Annotated in this window: 16 protein-coding genes and 1 tRNA gene; 11 read left to right on the top strand and 6 right to left on the bottom strand. The window is 70.5% G+C overall.

The window, feature by feature from the left end:
* Positions 1 to 18: 18 nt before the first annotated feature.
* The 8 genes from ACZ39I_RS10205 to ACZ39I_RS10170 all read left to right on the top strand — a co-directional run bounded on the left by ACZ39I_RS10205 (position 19) and on the right by ACZ39I_RS10170 (position 6,686).
* Positions 19 to 1,227 (top strand): glycine C-acetyltransferase, encoded by a 1,209-nt coding sequence (locus ACZ39I_RS10205; protein WP_467244006.1) that lies wholly within the window; start codon positions 19 to 21, stop codon positions 1,225 to 1,227.
* A 27-nt stretch (positions 1,228 to 1,254) separates the two neighbouring features.
* Positions 1,255 to 2,157 carry a LysR family transcriptional regulator gene (locus tag ACZ39I_RS10200; RefSeq protein WP_467244004.1) on the top strand — a complete coding sequence of 301 codons (903 nt, stop codon included), beginning with the start codon at positions 1,255 to 1,257 and terminating at the stop codon, positions 2,155 to 2,157.
* 20 nt (positions 2,158 to 2,177) lie between these two features.
* Complete coding sequence (locus ACZ39I_RS10195; protein ID WP_467244003.1) at positions 2,178 to 2,783, top strand: helix-turn-helix domain-containing protein; 606 nt, start codon at positions 2,178 to 2,180, stop codon at positions 2,781 to 2,783.
* Positions 2,780 to 3,304, top strand: coding sequence for a GNAT family N-acetyltransferase (locus tag ACZ39I_RS10190; protein WP_467244001.1), 525 nt, complete (start codon positions 2,780 to 2,782; stop codon positions 3,302 to 3,304). The genes ACZ39I_RS10195 and ACZ39I_RS10190 overlap by 4 nt, the downstream gene beginning before the upstream one ends.
* 38 nt (positions 3,305 to 3,342) lie before the next feature.
* A complete protein-coding gene (locus ACZ39I_RS10185; protein ID WP_467244000.1) occupies positions 3,343 to 3,708 on the top strand; it encodes an MmcQ/YjbR family DNA-binding protein in 366 nt (121 codons plus the stop codon).
* A gap of 91 nt (positions 3,709 to 3,799) precedes the next feature.
* A tRNA-Pro gene (locus ACZ39I_RS10180) sits at positions 3,800 to 3,873 on the top strand.
* A gap of 477 nt (positions 3,874 to 4,350) precedes the next feature.
* The gene (locus tag ACZ39I_RS10175; RefSeq protein WP_352380658.1) at positions 4,351 to 5,145 is read left to right on the top strand and encodes a serine/threonine protein kinase; all 795 of its coding nucleotides are present in this window, start codon (positions 4,351 to 4,353) and stop codon (positions 5,143 to 5,145) included.
* Positions 5,142 to 6,686: a serine/threonine-protein kinase gene (locus ACZ39I_RS10170; protein WP_467243999.1), complete on the top strand. Its 1,545-nt coding sequence runs from the start codon at positions 5,142 to 5,144 to the stop codon at positions 6,684 to 6,686. The genes ACZ39I_RS10175 and ACZ39I_RS10170 overlap by 4 nt, the downstream gene beginning before the upstream one ends.
* 27 nt (positions 6,687 to 6,713) lie before the next feature.
* Here the strand turns inward: ACZ39I_RS10170 and ACZ39I_RS10165 are convergent, their stop codons facing one another.
* Genes ACZ39I_RS10165 through ACZ39I_RS10155 form a run of 3 tightly spaced genes read right to left on the bottom strand, consistent with a single transcriptional unit; the run spans position 6,714 to position 8,765 of the window.
* Positions 6,714 to 7,859, bottom strand: coding sequence for a hypothetical protein (locus tag ACZ39I_RS10165; protein ID WP_467243998.1), 1,146 nt, complete (start codon positions 7,857 to 7,859; stop codon positions 6,714 to 6,716).
* Positions 7,856 to 8,233 (bottom strand): hypothetical protein, encoded by a 378-nt coding sequence (locus ACZ39I_RS10160; protein ID WP_467243997.1) that lies wholly within the window; start codon positions 8,231 to 8,233, stop codon positions 7,856 to 7,858. The genes ACZ39I_RS10165 and ACZ39I_RS10160 overlap by 4 nt, the downstream gene beginning before the upstream one ends.
* 43 nt (positions 8,234 to 8,276) lie before the next feature.
* Positions 8,277 to 8,765 carry a hypothetical protein gene (locus ACZ39I_RS10155; protein ID WP_467243996.1) on the bottom strand — a complete coding sequence of 163 codons (489 nt, stop codon included), beginning with the start codon at positions 8,763 to 8,765 and terminating at the stop codon, positions 8,277 to 8,279.
* Positions 8,766 to 9,016: 251 nt separating this feature from the next.
* On the opposite strand from ACZ39I_RS10155, the gene ACZ39I_RS10150 reads away from it, so the two are divergent.
* The 3 genes from ACZ39I_RS10150 to ACZ39I_RS10140 all read left to right on the top strand — a co-directional run bounded on the left by ACZ39I_RS10150 (position 9,017) and on the right by ACZ39I_RS10140 (position 12,546).
* The gene (locus ACZ39I_RS10150; protein ID WP_467243995.1) at positions 9,017 to 9,403 is read left to right on the top strand and encodes a hypothetical protein; all 387 of its coding nucleotides are present in this window, start codon (positions 9,017 to 9,019) and stop codon (positions 9,401 to 9,403) included.
* 228 nt (positions 9,404 to 9,631) lie between these two features.
* Positions 9,632 to 11,836 carry a glycoside hydrolase domain-containing protein gene (locus ACZ39I_RS10145; protein WP_467243994.1) on the top strand — a complete coding sequence of 735 codons (2,205 nt, stop codon included), beginning with the start codon at positions 9,632 to 9,634 and terminating at the stop codon, positions 11,834 to 11,836.
* Between the two features lie 56 nt (positions 11,837 to 11,892).
* Complete coding sequence (locus ACZ39I_RS10140) at positions 11,893 to 12,546, top strand: hypothetical protein (RefSeq protein WP_467243993.1); 654 nt, start codon at positions 11,893 to 11,895, stop codon at positions 12,544 to 12,546.
* A gap of 56 nt (positions 12,547 to 12,602) precedes the next feature.
* Here the strand turns inward: ACZ39I_RS10140 and ACZ39I_RS10135 are convergent, their stop codons facing one another.
* Genes ACZ39I_RS10135 through ACZ39I_RS10125 form a run of 3 tightly spaced genes read right to left on the bottom strand, consistent with a single transcriptional unit; the run spans position 12,603 to position 16,310 of the window.
* Positions 12,603 to 13,214 carry a sarcosine oxidase subunit gamma gene (locus ACZ39I_RS10135; RefSeq protein WP_467243992.1) on the bottom strand — a complete coding sequence of 204 codons (612 nt, stop codon included), beginning with the start codon at positions 13,212 to 13,214 and terminating at the stop codon, positions 12,603 to 12,605.
* Positions 13,207 to 16,032, bottom strand: coding sequence for a sarcosine oxidase subunit alpha family protein (locus ACZ39I_RS10130; RefSeq protein WP_467243990.1), 2,826 nt, complete (start codon positions 16,030 to 16,032; stop codon positions 13,207 to 13,209). Before ACZ39I_RS10130 ends, ACZ39I_RS10135 begins: the two co-directional genes overlap by 8 nt.
* A complete protein-coding gene (locus tag ACZ39I_RS10125; RefSeq protein WP_467243989.1) occupies positions 16,029 to 16,310 on the bottom strand; it encodes a sarcosine oxidase subunit delta in 282 nt (93 codons plus the stop codon). Before ACZ39I_RS10125 ends, ACZ39I_RS10130 begins: the two co-directional genes overlap by 4 nt.
* Position 16,311: the final 1 nt, after the last annotated feature.

Here is a 16,311-nt window from a genome sequence, read left to right as displayed (position 1 = left end):
CCGACTTAGGGATTGACGATGTTCGACTCCGTGCGCGACGACCTGCGCGCCACCCTCGACGAGATCCGCGCCGCCGGACTGCACAAGCCCGAGCGCGTGATCGACACCCCGCAGTCCAGGGCCGTGAACGTCTCTGCGGGCGGCCGCCCCGGCGAGGTCCTCAACTTCTGCGCCAACAACTACCTCGGCCTCGCCGACCACCCCGAGGTGATCGCCGCCGCGCACGAGGCCCTGGACCGCTGGGGCTACGGCATGGCCTCGGTCCGCTTCATCTGCGGCACGCAGGAGGTCCACAAGGAGCTGGAGGCGCGGCTGTCGGCCTTCCTCGGCCAGGAGGACACGATCCTGTACTCCTCCTGCTTCGACGCCAACGGCGGTGTCTTCGAGACGCTGCTGGGCCCCGAGGACGCGGTGATCTCCGACGCCCTGAACCATGCGTCCATCATCGACGGCATCCGGCTGTCCAAGGCCCGCCGCTTCCGCTACGCCAACCGTGATCTCGCCGATCTGGAGCGGCAGTTGAAGGAGGCGTCGGGGGCCCGCCGGAAGCTGGTCGTCACCGACGGCGTCTTCTCCATGGACGGATACCTCGCGCCCTTGAAGGACATCTGCGACCTCGCCGACCGCTACGACGCCATGGTCATGGTCGACGACTCGCACGCCGTCGGCTTCGTGGGCCCCGGTGGCCGCGGCACCCCCGAACTGCACGGCGTCATGGACCGTGTCGACATCATCACGGGAACGCTCGGCAAGGCGCTCGGCGGTGCCTCCGGCGGCTACGTGGCCGCCCGCGCCGAAATCGTCGCGCTCCTGCGTCAGCGCTCACGGCCGTACCTCTTCTCCAACACGCTCGCCCCGGTGATCGCCGCGGCCTCCCTGAAGGTCCTCGACCTGCTGGAGTCGGCGGACGACCTGCGGGTGCGGCTGCGGGAGAACACCGCGCTGTTCCGGCGCCGGATGACGGAGGAGGGCTTCGACGTCCTGCCCGGTGATCACGCCATCGCGCCCGTGATGATCGGGGACGCGGCGAAGGCGGGGCGCCTCGCGGAGCTGCTCCTGGAGCGGGGCGTGTACGTGATCGGCTTCTCGTACCCGGTGGTTCCCCAGGGACAGGCGCGCATCAGGGTGCAGCTCTCGGCGGCCCACTCCACCGAGGACGTGAACCGCGCGGTCGACGCCTTCGTCGCGGCCAGGGCCGAGCTGACCGGCTTCTCGGGCGCCCTGTAGTCCGGACGTATTGCGATAATCGATCCCATGATCGAAGCGCGGCGGCTCCACATCCTCCGTGCGGTGGCCGACCACCGCACGGTCACGGCGGCTGCCGCCGCGCTGTATCTCACCCCCTCCGCGGTCTCTCAGCAGCTCACGGCCCTGGAGCAGGAGACCGGCCACCGGCTCGTCGAGCGCGGCGCCAAGGGCGTACGGCTGACCCCGGCCGGCGAGATCCTGCTCAGCCACACCAACGCCGTGCTCGCCCAGCTGGAGCGGGCGGAGGCCGAGCTGGCCGCCTACAGCTCGGGTGCGGCCGGCACGGTCACCGTTGCCTCCTTCGCGACCGGGATCGCCCTGGTCGTGGCGCCCGCGGTGGCCCGCCTCGCCTCGACGGCCCCGGGCATCCACCTCCGCGTCCAGGACGCCGAGGGCGACGCCAGCCTGCCGATGGTGCTGGACCGGCAGGTCGATGTGGCGGTCGCGGTGGAGTACCGCGGGGCGCCGCCCGCCGACGACCCCCGCCTGGCGCACGTGCCGCTGTACGCCGAGCCCTTCGACGCGGTCGTGCCGGTGAGCCACCGGCTGGCCGACGCGGGCGAGGTGCCGCTGGCCGAGCTCGCCAAGGACCCGTGGATCGGCCCCTACCCGGGGAACCCCTGCCACGACGTCGTGGTCCTGGCCTGTGAGAGCGCCGGTTTCCAGCCCCGTCTGGAGCACTCCTCGGACGACTTCCGGGCGGTGGTCGCACTGGCGTCGGCGGACGCGGGAGTGGCGTTGGTGCCGCGTTCGGCCCTGATCGGGATGGACCTGACCGGAGTGGTCGTACGGCCGGTCGACGGGGTCGCCCCGACGCGCCGGGTCTTCGCGGCCGTACGGCGGGGAGCGGAGGAGCATCCCCTGATCCGTCCGGTGCTGGACGCGCTCGGAGCCATTGCCGGGGCATAGGGGCTGGCACGGTTTCTCGTATGTGGGATAGCGTCCCGAATGTGAGACGTGACGAACCCGGACCCGACCCCGTCGACGCCCGCCTCGGCCTCCGGCTCGCCGAGTTGCGGGCCGAACGCGGCTGGTCGCTGGGCGAATTGGCCGAGCGCAGCGGAGTCAGCAAGTCCACTCTCTCCCGTGCCGAGCGGGCCGAGATCAGCCCCACCGCCGCGCTGCTGAACCGGCTGTGCGGGGTGTACGGACGGACCATGTCCCAGCTGCTCAGCGAGGTCGAGGCCGAGGCGGAGCCCCCGCCACTGGTGCGGGGCGCCGAGCAGCCGGTGTGGGAGGACCGGGCCTCCGGGTTCGTACGGCGGTCCGTGTCGCCGCCGCATCCCGGGCTGCGCGGCGAACTCGTCGAGGGGAGGCTCGCCGCCGGTGCCGACATCGCCTACGACCGGCCGCCCGTGCCCGGCCTGGAGCAACACATCTGGGTCCTGGAGGGGGCGCTCGACGTCACCGCCCAGGACGCCGAGCGCCACCTCGGCGCCGGGGACTGTCTGCGGCTGCGGGTGTGGGGCCCGACGCGGTTCCGGTGCGCGGGCCCCGACGCGGCGCGGTACGTGCTGGCGGTGGTCCTGCCGTGACCGTCACGCGCCTCGGCGAGGCCCAACTGTCATACTCTGTGGGCGAGTTGGCCGATCTGCTGGTCGACACCGTGGACGGCGGCGCCTCCATCGGGTTCCTCGCTCCGATGGACCACGCGGCGGCCGTCGCCTGGTGGAAGGAGCGCGCGGCCGCGGTGGCCGCGGGACACCTGGCGGTGTGGGCGGCGCACGACGGTCATCGCGTCGTCGGCACCGTCAGCCTCGCCTTTCCCGACAAACCCAACTCCCGCCACCGCGCGGAGCTGGTCAAGCTGATGGTGCACAGGGACGCGCGCGGTCAGGGCCTCGGACGGCGGCTCCTCGACACCGCGGAGCAGGCGGCCTGCGCGGCCGGAATCACCCTGCTCCACCTCGACACCGAGACCGACAGCCCCGCCGAGCGCCTCTACGGCTCGGCCGGCTGGACCCGGGCCGGCGTCATCCCCGACTACGCGGCCGATCCCGCCGGGGTACTGCGGCCGACCACCCTGTACTACAAGCGGCTCGGGGGACCACTGTGACCAGGTGATTGTCAGTGCCGGCCGCTACGGTGCCTGTCATGCCGGACGCCGAAGACGTACGCCGTATCGCCCTGTCCCTGCCGGACACGACGGAGAAGATCGCCTGGAGCATGCCCACGTTCCGGGTCGCGGGGAAGATGTTCGCCACGCTGCCCGAGGACGAGACGTCCATCGCCGTGCGCTGCCCCAAGGAGGAGCGCGACGAACTGGTGCTGGCCGAGCCGGGAAAGTTCTGGATCGCCGACCACGAGGCACAGTTCGCGTGGGTGCGCGCCCGTCTCACCGCGATCGAGGACGAGGGCGAACTGCGGGACATCCTCGCCGACTCCTGGCGGCAGGCGGCGCCGTCCGGGCTGCTCGACGCGTATCCCGAGCTGGGGCTGCCCGATCCGCCCAGGGGGTGAGGAGCGGGAAAGGGGTGCGCGATCACCGACGCGAGTGCGGTATGGTTTCTTTGCACGTTCGGCCAGGGGAAACCCCAGGTCAGACGGGCACCGGGACGTGGCGCAGCTTGGTAGCGCACTTGACTGGGGGTCAAGGGGTCGCAGGTTCAAATCCTGTCGTCCCGACTGGAGACAGTTGCAGGTCAGGGCCGGTTTCGGAGGTATCCGAAACCGGCCCTTGATCATTTTTGAGGGGTCGGCGGACAGGACGCGCTGAGCGGTCGGAGGTCGTATCGGAGCATGCCGAATACGGTGTCTTGGTCGTTTGAGTGGCAGGGTGGCCACCGGACCCTGGCCTCGACCTCCGAAGTGGTCGGCCCCGCGCAGGGAACCGGGATGATCGGCCGATCGTCCTAGTGGTCGTGCCTCGTGCTCTCACCCCTGGAATCGGCCCGTACGCGGTGCCTGGCATGGGTGACGACGTCACGCGTGCGGCTTTTGACCAGAAGCCGGCGCGCCGTGGCGAACGTTCCACTCACGAGGCGGCGGCGAAGCGGCGACTGTGACCGAGGGATGCGCCCCTGCCCCGTGCGCAGGCACCGGGTCGGCGGAAACCTCCAGGCGTCTCTACAATCCTGGCGACCACATCGGGGGAAAGTCGGTATGGAAACGATCATTGTGCAGCCGCCCGGTCCGTCACGGCCGAGTGAAGTCGATGTCGGCGGCCCCGAGTTGCTGCACATGGGACCGGGGGACGTGGCCGACTTCGGGCGCGGGATGCCCGGCGGCCGGACAGTCTCCATCGTCCTGCCCGACCCTGGAATCTCCCGGCGGGCGGGACGGCTGGAGGCGGCCGAGGACTACTGGCGGCTGTCGAACTTCAGCCGTGACACCGCGTATGTGGTCGAGAACCTGGAGGGGGCCGGCGAATACATCACCGTCGCGCCAGGTCGGCTCGGAGCGCCGGTGCCCTTCGAGTTCTCCAGAGTCGTCCTGCCCGCGCTGGGCGGGACCGTCGACTTCAAGGTGTTCGCACCGCAGCACGCCTATCTGGACGAGCAGTCTCCGCCAGGCGGCGGGGAGTTGACCGTGCATCCCTACGCGCTCGATACGACGGCGAAGTACTTCCTGGTGCTGGTGGCCCTGTGCGAGCCGCGGCTGCGCGACCCCTCGGACGACGTACTGCCGGGCGCCGGGGACATCGCGGAGCGACTTCGCCCGCTGGAGAGCTGTCGTGGTCTGACCCGCTCCGCGGTGAACTACCACATCGACTACCTGTCCTTCGCCAAGCTGCGCCTGGACCTCGGCGACGAGCCCGGAGCCGACGGCAACGGCCGCACCGGCGTCAAGCGCGCTCGACTGGCCTCCCTCGCCCTGCGCTTCGGCCTGGTGCGCGAGGAACACCTCGCCCTGTTGCCGTCCCGCAGACGGCCCGTCCCGCAGGAGAGCGGCGCATGACCTCCTCAGGCGCCGAGCAGGGCGCTCTCGAAATGCCGCGTCTGCCGGCGGGTTTCCGCATCGAGGGCTGGCAGTTGGACGCCGTCATCGGGTCGGGCGGCTGGGGGACCGTGTACGAGGCCCGCGCGGTCGCCGACGGCACGGTCGTGGCGGTGAAGGTGCTGCCGACCGGCGCCTTGGCACCCGGTCAGCGTGCCGCACTCGGCGAACTCGTCGCGCGCGAGGTGCGCTTCAGTGCCGAGGCGGACCACCCGCACCTCGTACGGACACACGCGGTGTGCACCGTGGACGCGCCGGACCTGCCCGCGCTGGACGGGGCCATCGCGCTCGTCATGGACCGGGCCGAGGCCAGTCTGCGCCAGGTGCTGGATGCTGCCGCGACAGGCCGCCCGATCCCGGACGCCGCGCGGGTCCTGCGCGGCGTCGCCGCCGGACTTGCCCATATGCACGGCGCCGGCTGGGTCCACGGCGACCTCAAACCCGCCAACGTGTTGCTGGGCGCGGACGGAGCGGTCTGGCTCGCCGACTTCGGCCTGGCCACCGAACTGGAGGGCACCCACGCCTATGTGCCGCCGCTCGGCACGCTCGACCATGTGCCGCCCGAGTGGTGGTCCCAGCGCACCGGGGCGGACGGGACGATGCTGCGGCCGACCGCCGACATCTGGGCTTTCGGCGTCCTGGCCCACCAGGTGCTCACCGGTGGCCTCCACCCGTTCCCGGGCGCCACCGCCCGGGCCCGCTCGCTCGCCGCGCAGGCCTACGCCCGCGGCACCGCGCCACTGCGTCTGGATGCGGGACTCGACGAGAACTGGCGCGGGCTCATCGGGGACTGTCTGGCGCCCGATCACGCGGGCCGCCTGCGCCACACCGCCGCGAGCCTGTCCGCCCGGGTCGAGCAACTGGCGAGCCCGCGTGGCCGACGTCGCCTGCTGCCGGCCGCCGCCATGGCGCTGGCCGCGGCGGCGGCTGCCGCCATCGCCGGGGCCGCGCTGCTCGGGGGTGGTGGAGGCGGGAAAGACGACGGTGAAGACCAAGGGCGGCGTGCACCGGCCGTCATCGTCACGCACAGCCCGGCCGACGGGGAGATCCCGGAGGACTCCGACGTACCCGAGGCACTGCGACCGGTCATGGTGAAGGCAGCCCACCGCTGCACCGACGCGGAGGTCACGCCCGCGTTTCTCGCCGCCATGGTCAAGGCGGAGAGCGGTTTCGACGTGAACGCGGCCCGCCCGGCGAGCGAGGAGTACGGCATCGCCATGTGGACGCCGTCGGTGTTCCGGGCCTGGGCGGTCGACGGCGACGGCGACGGGGACAAGGACTACCGGTCGCCGCCGGACGCGATCTCCACGATGTCGCTGTACGTGTGCTGGCTCGACCAGCAGTTCAAGAAGGCCGACATGCCCGCCAAGGACCTTCCCGCGCTGATGGCGGCCGGCTACCGCACGAGTGACCGCACGGTCATCACAGAGGGCGGCGTCCCCGAACGGGTGAAGCCCCACGTCGAGAAAGTGCTCCGCTACCTCGCCGACTACGAGGGGTGAGGTGGCGGAGCTGTCGTCCAAGGCCGCTCAGCAGTCCTTGACGTCCGGCATCTTGTTGTCGGGCGAGTTGATGTAGATGTTGGAGATCCAGCCGTTGTACTGGGGGAGGTACGCCCACCATTCGTTGGTGTAAGGCGGTACGTTCACCACCTCGCCCCTGGCCTGGCAGCCCACCAACACCTCGACGCCTGCGGGGAGTTGGGTGATCGGTGAGTTGCCGGTGCCGGGGTCGGGGCGGACGTTCACATGGTCGCTCCACGTGCCGTACCACCATCCCGCGGGCCGCGCGGCTCCGGGGACGTTCAGGGAGCGGGTCAGCCGTCCGATGTCCGTGTACGCCTTCCCGTACGAGGTGCCGACGGGATGCAGTGTGAACACGGCCACGATGGACCGGTCACCGGCGCCCACGGTGCCCGTGCTGTGCAGCGCGGGCCGCGTCAGATCCACGTCCGCGGCCGGACTCCCGGCACGCGCCACTGTCGCGGTCGCGGTGCGCTTCTGGCCGCAGGTGCCTTTCTCGTACGAGGATCCCGACCAGCCCTGCTTCACCGCCCACGGCCTGTCGAACGCCCCGGCGATGCCGAAGTGCTGGTCGAAGCCGTCCGAGGCACAGCGGGTGGACTGGCGCAGGTTGCCCATCATGAAGTCGCGCACGGGGCCGGGCGCCGAGTCCAGGAGGTAGCGGTAGATCGTCACCGTGTCGCGGGCGGAGAGTGCGGTGTAGCCCCAGTAGCCCTCGTACCCGGTGGGCGGCGGTGCCGTGTCCTTGAGGGCGAGGCGGTCGACCATGCGGGTGATGATCGCCGTACCGCCGTGGTCCGACCAGTAGTCGCTGGCCGCGTCGTCGTCGCTGCCGCGCAACATCGGCTCCAGCCACGCCCGGTCGGCGGCCGGCACGGTGTAGTCGGGGCCCCGGTTCCACAGGTAGTCCAGGGCCAGCAGCAGCTTGACGACCGAGGCGGACCGGAAGCGGGTGCTCGTGTTGAGCTGCTCCGTGAAGGTACCGGTCTGCCGGTCGAAGACGGCGACCCCGGCGCTGACGCCGGCGGGGACCTCGGCGGACGCGGCGGCGGGACGGGCCGGCTGTCTGTCCGGGGCGTCGGCAGCGGCGGAGCCCGCCGCGCCGCCGATCAGCAGCAGCGCGGCGGCCCCAGCGAGAAGTCGGCGCCTCACTGGTAGTGCTCCCTGAGGTTGAGGGAGTTGATCGGCCCGAGGTCGACGTACCAGCCCTCCTGCGGAGGGATGGACTCATGGCAGTCCGTGTTGACGGACTTGCACAGCTCGACGAGGGCGCCGTCGTACTGGTTGTTGAAGACCCAGTGGTTGCCGTACTGGTTGTAGATGGGGTGGAAGCCGTAGGAGTAGAAGATGTGGCTCGGGTGCGGGTTGGTGGCCGGCGTCACGTTCTCCGGGTAGATGCAGACGGCGCCGTAGGGGCAGCCGTCCCATGTGCCGCCGTCGGCCTCGGCCTGGGCGGCTCCGGTGAGAACGGCGGCGGCGGTGAAAGCGAGCGCGGCGGCGCCGCGCAGGATTCTGCGCATGGTCATGCCTTTCGGGTGAATGCCGGGAAGCGGGAACGGCGGGCGGGCTCTACCACCAGTTGGAGCAGCGGACCGCGCCGTCCGACTTCAGCGAGCCGCAGACGCGGAACTGGTACTGCGGGTCGGTGCTGGTGCGGCGGAACGGTGTGGTCAGGCTCTGCCCGGCTGAGCGGACGGTGAAGGGCCCGCACTGCAGCCAGGGGGACATGGCGTTCCGATCGCGGTCCCAGCCGTCGGCACGCCAGTCCATCCAGACGTTGTCGCCGGGCTGGGTCCGGCCGCTGATCTTTCCGAAGGCGATCTGCTGGCCGACGTAGACGCCCTTCTCCAGCGTGATGCGGACGCTGCCGAGGCTGAAGTCGGCGGGCTTGTCGGTGTCGCCCTCGGCGTCGTCGGGGTGGTCGCGGAAGCCATGTGCGCCGCCTTCGCAGTCGGAGGCCAAGGCGTGTGCGGGCTGCGCCGGTTGAGCGACGAGGACGCCGGTGGTGATCGCGGTCAAGGCGGCGGCCGCGGCGAGAGCGGAGCGGAACGGACGCATGGGAGCTGTCTCTTCCTGTCTGTGGAGGGTGCCCTGCGATACCGCCGGGCCTGGAAGACGACTCGAACCTTAGAAAGAGGAAGGGGACCGGCGGTCCTGACGGATGTCAGGGTGCCGTGGGCCCTGCGGTTGCCCTGACATTTGTCAGGACCTCGGCAGCCGCTCCCTCGCTAGGTTCTGGCCACGTCGCTGTTTCGGGTCAGCACCTTTACTTCCAAGGCCTGTTGGGCCGTCCCAAGGGGGAATCACTCGTGATCCATTCCGTGAGAGCCGCCGCCGCGGCCACGGCGTCCACCGTCATCGCCGCCGCCGGCCTCGTCTTCGGTACGGCGGGCGCTGCCCACGCGACCGGTCACGGCGAGGGCTACTACGGCGTCTGGGCCTCCGGCGTCAATGTCCGTGCCGGTGGCGGGGAGCAGTGCTACCTGTATCCGTCGGCCACCAACTGTCCGGACGTGCAGACCACAGTGAGCAGCCCGGCCCGGGTGTGGGTGTACTGCCAGCAGGAGGGGGCTCAGAGCGTCGGCGGCAACCCCTACTGGGTCTGGGTGCTCACCCCCAGTGGTCACCGCGGCTACATGGCCAGCTACTACACCGACAACGCCACCAACTGGATCGACGGTGTCGAGCGCTGCTGACGCGGCCTCGCAGACACGACCACTTGGAGAGCACCTCTTTCCGGGCCGGTGCGCGCATCGGCCCGGGCAGTCGTCAAACGCGTCGTAGGCCCGCCGGTCTGCCCCGCTGGTCCCGCAAGCCCGGGTTCGCAGCGAGTACTTCGTAAGCCGGGGCGGCAAGGCCGATGTCCACGCCGGCGCATCCGACCCGTTCCCGCCGCAGCCCAGGTGCGCATGAAAGGACACAGCATGGCCGACCAAATGGTCATCGAGGCACAGAAATTCATCAACTCCTACAACGTCGCCGGGATCCCGAAGGTCGAGGAGAACGGCCGCACCGGCTGGTCCGTCATGTTCGCGCTGACCCGGGCGCTCCAGTACGAGCTGGGCATCACCTCACTGTCCGACAGCTTCGGCCCGACGACGCTCGCCACCCTCCAGGCCCGCCACCCCGTCATCAATGCGGGCACCCGGCACGAGAAGGTCCTCAAGATCGTGCAGTCCGCGCTGTACTGCAAGGGCTACGACGGCGGCGGCATCGACGGCACCTACAACGACTCCGTAGCGGCGTCGGTCCGCGAGCTGAAGCAGAACATGGGCGTCGACGGCGCCTTTGCGGACGGGGTACCGCCGAAGGTGTTCAAGGCGCTGCTCACCATGGACGCCTATGTCGTCACCGAGGGCGGGAGCGAGCCGACCCGCGCGGTACAGCAGTGGATGAACGGCCGCTATGTCGGCCGCCGAAACTTCTTCATCGTGCCGTGCGACGGTCACTTCTCACGGGACGTGCAGAAGGCACTGATGCTTGCGATCCAGTACGAGATCGGCATGAGCGACGACGTCGCGAACGGGGTCTTCGGCCCTGGTACCCAGCAGGGCATCAGGAACAACCCCCTCTCGGAGGGCTCCTCGGGGACCTGGGTGAGTCTCTTCACCGCCGCCATGATCTTCAACAAGCGCCATGGGGTGTTGTTCAGCAGCGCCTTCAACGCCGACCTGGCAACACGCGTGCGCAGCTTCCAGAATTTCGCGAAGCTCCCGGTCACCGGCCGAGGGGACTTCCAGACCTGGGCCTCGCTGCTGGTGTCCACCGGTGACGCCACCCGCAAGGGGACCGCAGCCGACTGTGTCACCGAGGTCACCGACGCGCGGGCGGCGGCGCTCAGGGACGCGGGGTACCAGATCGTGGGGCGCTACCTGTCCAACGTCCCGGGCACCTCACTCGACAAGAAGATCAAGCTCGGTGAGCTGAGCCGGATGGCCGCCTACGGTCTGAGCTGCTTCCCGATCTACCAGACCTGGGGCGGGGAGGCGGCCTACTTCCGGCGCGCGCAGGGAATCGCCGACGCCTTCGCGGCCATCGAGCGGGCCAAGTACTACGGCTTCAAACCCGGCACCCGTATCTACTTCGCCGTCGACTTCGACGCGCTCGACTACGAGGTGACCGACAACATCCTGCCGCATTTCCGGGGCATCCGGGACATCATGAACGAGCACGGCCAGGGGTACCTGACCGGCATCTACGGCCCCCGGAACGTCTGCAGCCGGGTCGCCGCCGCGGGCTACACCTCGGCGAGTTTCGTCTGCGACATGTCCACGGGCTTCTCCGGGAACCTCGGCTATCCGCTGCCCGACGACTGGGCGTTCGACCAAATCTCCACGGTCTCGGTGGGAGCGGGCAGCGGCCTCATCGAGATCGACAACAACATCGTGTCCGGCCGTGACACCGGCCAGAACACCTACGGCACCGAGCAGGTCACCGGAATCCTGGACGTAAACATGGACATGTCCATGCGGGGCGCCCTGCTCGCGGACGTCCAGTCGTATCTCCTCAACAGCATGGGCGTGCCGGAGACGGGCGGAAACCAGGGCGCCCAGGCGCTGACATACCGGTCGACCACCGAGGCGTTCGACCTGATGATGAGCTTCGACGGGCTGGTCACCCAGCTCGCGCGCACCTTCAAAATGCGCAAGGCCATCATCCAGGCCCCGCTCCTCTGGGAGATACGGATGTACAACAGCCTGGACGTCATCGGAGACGAGGCGGTCATCGACCACTACGACGGAACAGGGCTCAGCACGAAGACCGACTCCAGCACCGGTCTCGCGCAGATCTTCGCGGCCACCGCCATCCGCGGCCGCAACCACTGCATCCTGGCCGGCCTGATCGGCGGCGACCTCATGCTCCCCTCCGACGAGAACGACCTGTGGAACGTCTGGCAGCAACTGCACAACGACCACGACTACAACATCCGGACCGTGCCGACGGTCCTGATCGAGGGTGCCGACGACGTCGGCGTTCCCCGGCCGTCCATGTTCACCAGCGAGGAGCACACCCGCCTCACACTGGCCCGCTACAACGGCACCGACGAGCGAGCCCAGGACTACGGCCGGGCCATGCTCGGCCTCCACCAGGTGTTCGAGAAGTACAACGCGCCCCTGCGCGGCCTGTGATGCACCGATCGCACCCATCGCACCCATTGCAGTCCACACTCTCAGACAGGACGGACGTGACCATCTCATCCCCACACCCGCCGCGCCGCCGCGTACTGCGCACCGGCCTCGGCCTGACCGCGGCGGCCGGCCTCGCCACTCTCGCGGTTCCCTCCCCGGCGTCCGCGTCCACGCGAACGGCCGCGGACGGCTCGCCCGCGCACCACACCAGCGCCAACGGCTGGCCGACGGAATCGCAGGCCGACACCTCGGGAGCCATCTGGACCCGTCAGGTGCCGGGCAGTTCGGTCTCCGTGGCCCTGCGCATCGGCGAGGCCGCCACCGTGCTCGTACACGTCATCCGCCGCTACCACTACGAGATCGACACACTCGTTGACGGGGAGGTGATCGGCTTCCGCCCCGCGGACGGCACGCTGAAGGGCCGCGCGACCAACCACGCCTCGGGGACCGCGGTCGCGATACGCCCGACCTGGTACCCGGACGGCGCCAAGGGCGGTCTCTTCCCCCACCAACTGGCCACGGTCCGCGACATCCTCAAGGAATGCCAGGACGTGGTGGCCTGGGGTGGAGACTTCCGCCGCCCGAACGAGTCCCACTTCCAGATCGACGTAGCCCCCTCGGACGCGCGCCTGAAGCGGCTCGCGGCCAGGATCCGAGGCTGGGAGGACATACCCGGCCAGGGGGCGGGGACGCTCTCCCTGGGCGCCTGACAGTCGATGTCGGGGACCGCACGGTGTGCGCGATGGCGCACGACGGAGCGTCCGCTTTACGGTCTGCTGTACTCGCCCATCGCGTCGATGAGCCAGCGGGCCAGATAGTCGGCGAACGAGGACCGCGGCAGCAGGCGGTACGTCGGAGCGTCGTCGAGCTGCCGGAGCAGTACCGGGACGGGTCCGACCGTGGTCGACACCGCGCGGCCGGGGCCGAAGACGCGGGGGTGCAGGTCCAGTGGGCAGCCCTTCTCCAGCACCTCCCGGGCGGACGGGCCGCTCAGCTCCAGTGTGGTGCGGTTCGCCGAGACGTCCACGGCCGAGCCGGGGTCGCCGTCGAGGGCCCGCCGTATCTGGGCGGTCACGGCGCTGGCGTCGGCCCGGGACAGCACGAGCCACTCGTCGGGGCCGAGCCACATGATCGTATGGAGGCCCGAGGCAGCCGTGTCGCCGCACCGGCGGGGGAGCGGCGCCCCGAGAGTCCTGCCGATCCGGCCGGCCGCCGCGGACGCGGGGTCGACCCGCACGTTCACCATCGTGAGGAACGGCACCTCGGTCAGCGTGACACCCCGGGCACCGGTGACGGCGGCGGCGCGCATCCGCTCCTGAAGGTGGGACAGGGGGCTGGTGCGCAGGGCCACCGGTCCCGCCATGATCGGTTCAGCCATCTCGCCGGGTCCCTTCGGGGTCGTAGAGGACGAAGTCGGTCACCTCGACCGGCACCAGCGCCTCGCCCACCGGGGCGAGCAGGGTCTGGCCCTTCCTCGCCTGTCCGTCGGCGACGAGGGCGAGGGCGAACGGACGGCCCAGCGCCGGGCTGTGGTAGCTCGAGGTGACATGGCCGAGCATCGGCACGGGCACCGTCTCCAGATCGACGTCCGGTGCGACGAGCTGGGTGCCCTCGGGCAGCCGGGTCGTGCGGTCGGCCGGGAGCAGGCCGACCAGTTGCTTGCGGTCGGTGCGGGCGGTGTCGGCGCGGGCGAAGGACCGCTTGCCGATGAAGTCCTTCTGCTTGGAGACCACCCAGCTCATGCCCGCGTCCTGCGGGGTGACCGTGCCGTCGGTGTCCTGGCCGACGATGATGTAGCCCTTCTCGGCCCGCAGGACGTGCATCGCCTCGGTGCCGTACGGGGTGATGCCGTACGGCCGGCCGGCCGCGTCCACCTCCTCCCAGACCGCGAGTCCGTACCAGGCGGAGACGTTGATCTCGTAGGCGAGTTCGCCGGAGAAGGAGATCCGGCAGATCCGGGCCGGAACGCCGGAGGCCAGGGTCGTCTCGCGGAAGGCCATGAACGGGAAGGCCTCGTTCGACAGATCGACGTCCGGGGCTAGTCGGGCGACGACCTCGCGCGACTGCGGACCGACGACGGCGATCGTCGCCCACTGCTCGGTCACCGACGTGCAGTGCACGTCGAGCTCGGGCCACTCGGTCTGCAACCACTCCTCCAGCCAGTCCAGGACGTTCGCGGCGCCGCCGGTCGTGGTGGTCATGAAGTAGCGGTTGTCGTCGAGGCGCAGGGTCACACCGTCGTCGAAGATCATGCCGTCGGGCTTGCACATCACGCCGTAGCGAGCCGTGCCGGGCTTGAGTTTCTTGAAGGCGTTCGTGTAGATCCGGTTGAGGAACTCGCCCGCGTCCGCGCCCCAGATCTCGATCTTGCCGAGGGTGGAGGCGTCCATGAACGCCACCCCTTCCCGGGCCGCCCGGCACTCGCGCGCCACGGCCGCGTCCATGTCCTCACCGGCCTGCGGGTAGTACCGGGGGCGCTTCCACTGCCCGACGTCCTCGAACTCGGCGCCGTGCGCCACATGCCGGCTGTGGATCGACGTGGTCCGCTCCGGGTCGAACAGCTCGCCGCGCTCACGCCCGGCCAGCGCGGCGAACGCGATCGGCGTGTACGGCGCCCGGTAGGCCGTGGTGCCGATCTCGCCCAGCGAACCGCCCAGGGCCTCCGCGATCACCCCGATCGCGTTGACGCCGGACGTCTTGCCCTGGTCGTTCGCCGTGCCGAGCGAGGTGTACCGCTTGACGTGCTCGACACCGCGCATCCCGGCACCGGTGGAACGCCAGACGTCGGCGACCGTGACATCGCGCTGGAGATCGACGAAGTGGCTGTCCCAGGTGCCGGGTTCTCCGTCGGGGGCGGGCACCAGCCACAGGGCGCGTGTCGGGGCGGGGCCGCGCCGCGCGGGCTCGGCCGGTACGGGCACCGGGAACCCCGCCGCCGTCGCCGCCAGCGCTCCGGCCCGTGCCCCCTCGGCCAGACAACCCGCCAGGTCGTACGTCCCCCGGGCGGCCCCCACCACCTGCTGATCCCGCACGTCCCCGTCCGGCACGAACGCGGCGAGCCCGGAGTCCCAGCGCAGCTTGCCCTGACGCTGGCTGTGCAGATGCACCACCGGACTCCAGCCGCCCGACACCGCGAGCAGATCGCAGGCGAACGACTCGGACTCACCGGTGAGTTGGCCCTCGCCGTCGAGGGCCTGCACAGTGACGCCGGTAAGCCTGTGCTCACCCGACGTGTCGACAACCGCGCTGCCCGTCAGCACCCGCACCCCGGTCGCCGCGGCCACCTGTGCGGCCCGGTCGGACAGTTCGGGGCGCGCGTCCACGACGACGGCAACAGGGATTCCGGCCGCACACAGGTCCGCGACCGTGTCGTAGGCGCTGTCGTTGGTCGTGCCCACCACGGCCTGCGAACCCGGGGCCACGGCATACCGGTTGAGATAGGTGCGCACAGCCCCCGCGAGCATCACGCCGGGCCGGTCGTTGCCCGCGAAGACCAGCGGACGCTCGTGCGCGCCCGTCGCCAGGACCACCTGCCCGGCCCGGATGTGCCACAGCCGCTGCCGCGAGACCCCCTCGGGGGCGGCTGCGCCGAGGTGATCGGTGCGTCGCTCCAGCGCCAGCACGTAGTTGTCGTCGTACGAACCGAAGGCTGTCGTCCGATGCAGTACGACGGCCTCCGGGGCGGCGTCGAGCGTCGCGCGCAGTTCGTCGGTCCCTTCCCCGTCACCGGGCTCGGGCTGCTCGTTGACGAGGATCACCCGGGCGCCGGAGGCGGCGGCAGCGGCGGCGGCCGCGAGACCGGCCGGCCCGGCGCCGACGACCAGTACGTCGGTGTGGACGTACTTCTTGTCGTAGACGGCGGGATCCGGAGTGGGGTCGAGGCGGCCCATCCCGGAGAGCGTGGTGGCGGACAGGCCGTCGTACAGCTCGACAGTCGTGGCCGGGAGCATGCCCTCCGAGCACGGACCGCCCAGCTGCACCAGGGCGTTGGGCTCCTCCACGCCTGCGGCGACGATGCCGCGCGGGCGGCCGCGGTAGAGCGAAGGGGCGACCTCGACGAGGCCGTTCGCCAGCATCGCGGAGGCGAGGGTGTCGCCGGGGTGACCGGTCAACTCCTGTCCGTCGACGGTGAATCGCAGCAGGGTGCCGCGGTCGACACGGCCGCCTCGCGGCAGCCGGAAGCGTTGGTCGGTCATCGGTTCCCTCCGGGGCGTGGCTCGTCGGGCCGGTACGAGGTCAGCACCTCGTGGGTGGCGGTGTCGCGCAGGACGTTGAACCAGCGGCGGCAGCCGATGCTGTGCATCCACCGTTCCGCGAAGGGGCCCTTGGGGTTGTCTCGGTAGAAGACGTACTCAGCCCACTGCTCGTCGGTGAGGTCGGCGGGGGAGTCGGGGTGGGTGACATGGGCCTGTCCGCCGTAGTGGTACTCGGTCTCGTTGCGCGGGCCGCACCAGGGGCAGGTGATCAGCAGCACG

The sequence above is a fragment of the Streptomyces sp. NPDC024687 genome (assembly GCF_055559055.1).
Note: the sequence above shows the minus strand (reverse complement) of the source record. Positions and strands in the feature narration are given on the sequence as shown.

Excerpts from the sequence above, each read along its gene's own strand:
- ACZ39I_RS10205 (WP_467244006.1), top strand. The coding sequence starts at position 19 with ATGTTCGACTCCGTGCGCGACGACCTGCGCGCCACCCTCGACGAGATC.
- ACZ39I_RS10200 (WP_467244004.1), top strand. The coding sequence starts at position 1,255 with ATGATCGAAGCGCGGCGGCTCCACATCCTCCGTGCGGTGGCCGACCAC.
- ACZ39I_RS10195 (WP_467244003.1), top strand. The coding sequence starts at position 2,178 with ATGTGGGATAGCGTCCCGAATGTGAGACGTGACGAACCCGGACCCGAC.
- ACZ39I_RS10185 (WP_467244000.1), top strand. The coding sequence starts at position 3,343 with ATGCCGGACGCCGAAGACGTACGCCGTATCGCCCTGTCCCTGCCGGAC.
- ACZ39I_RS10175 (WP_352380658.1), top strand. The coding sequence starts at position 4,351 with ATGGAAACGATCATTGTGCAGCCGCCCGGTCCGTCACGGCCGAGTGAA.
- ACZ39I_RS10170 (WP_467243999.1), top strand. The coding sequence starts at position 5,142 with ATGACCTCCTCAGGCGCCGAGCAGGGCGCTCTCGAAATGCCGCGTCTG.
- ACZ39I_RS10160 (WP_467243997.1), bottom strand. The coding sequence starts at position 8,233 with ATGACCATGCGCAGAATCCTGCGCGGCGCCGCCGCGCTCGCTTTCACC.
- ACZ39I_RS10155 (WP_467243996.1), bottom strand. The coding sequence starts at position 8,765 with ATGCGTCCGTTCCGCTCCGCTCTCGCCGCGGCCGCCGCCTTGACCGCG.
- ACZ39I_RS10145 (WP_467243994.1), top strand. The coding sequence starts at position 9,632 with ATGGCCGACCAAATGGTCATCGAGGCACAGAAATTCATCAACTCCTAC.
- ACZ39I_RS10135 (WP_467243992.1), bottom strand. The coding sequence starts at position 13,214 with ATGGCTGAACCGATCATGGCGGGACCGGTGGCCCTGCGCACCAGCCCC.
- ACZ39I_RS10130 (WP_467243990.1), bottom strand. The coding sequence starts at position 16,032 with ATGACCGACCAACGCTTCCGGCTGCCGCGAGGCGGCCGTGTCGACCGC.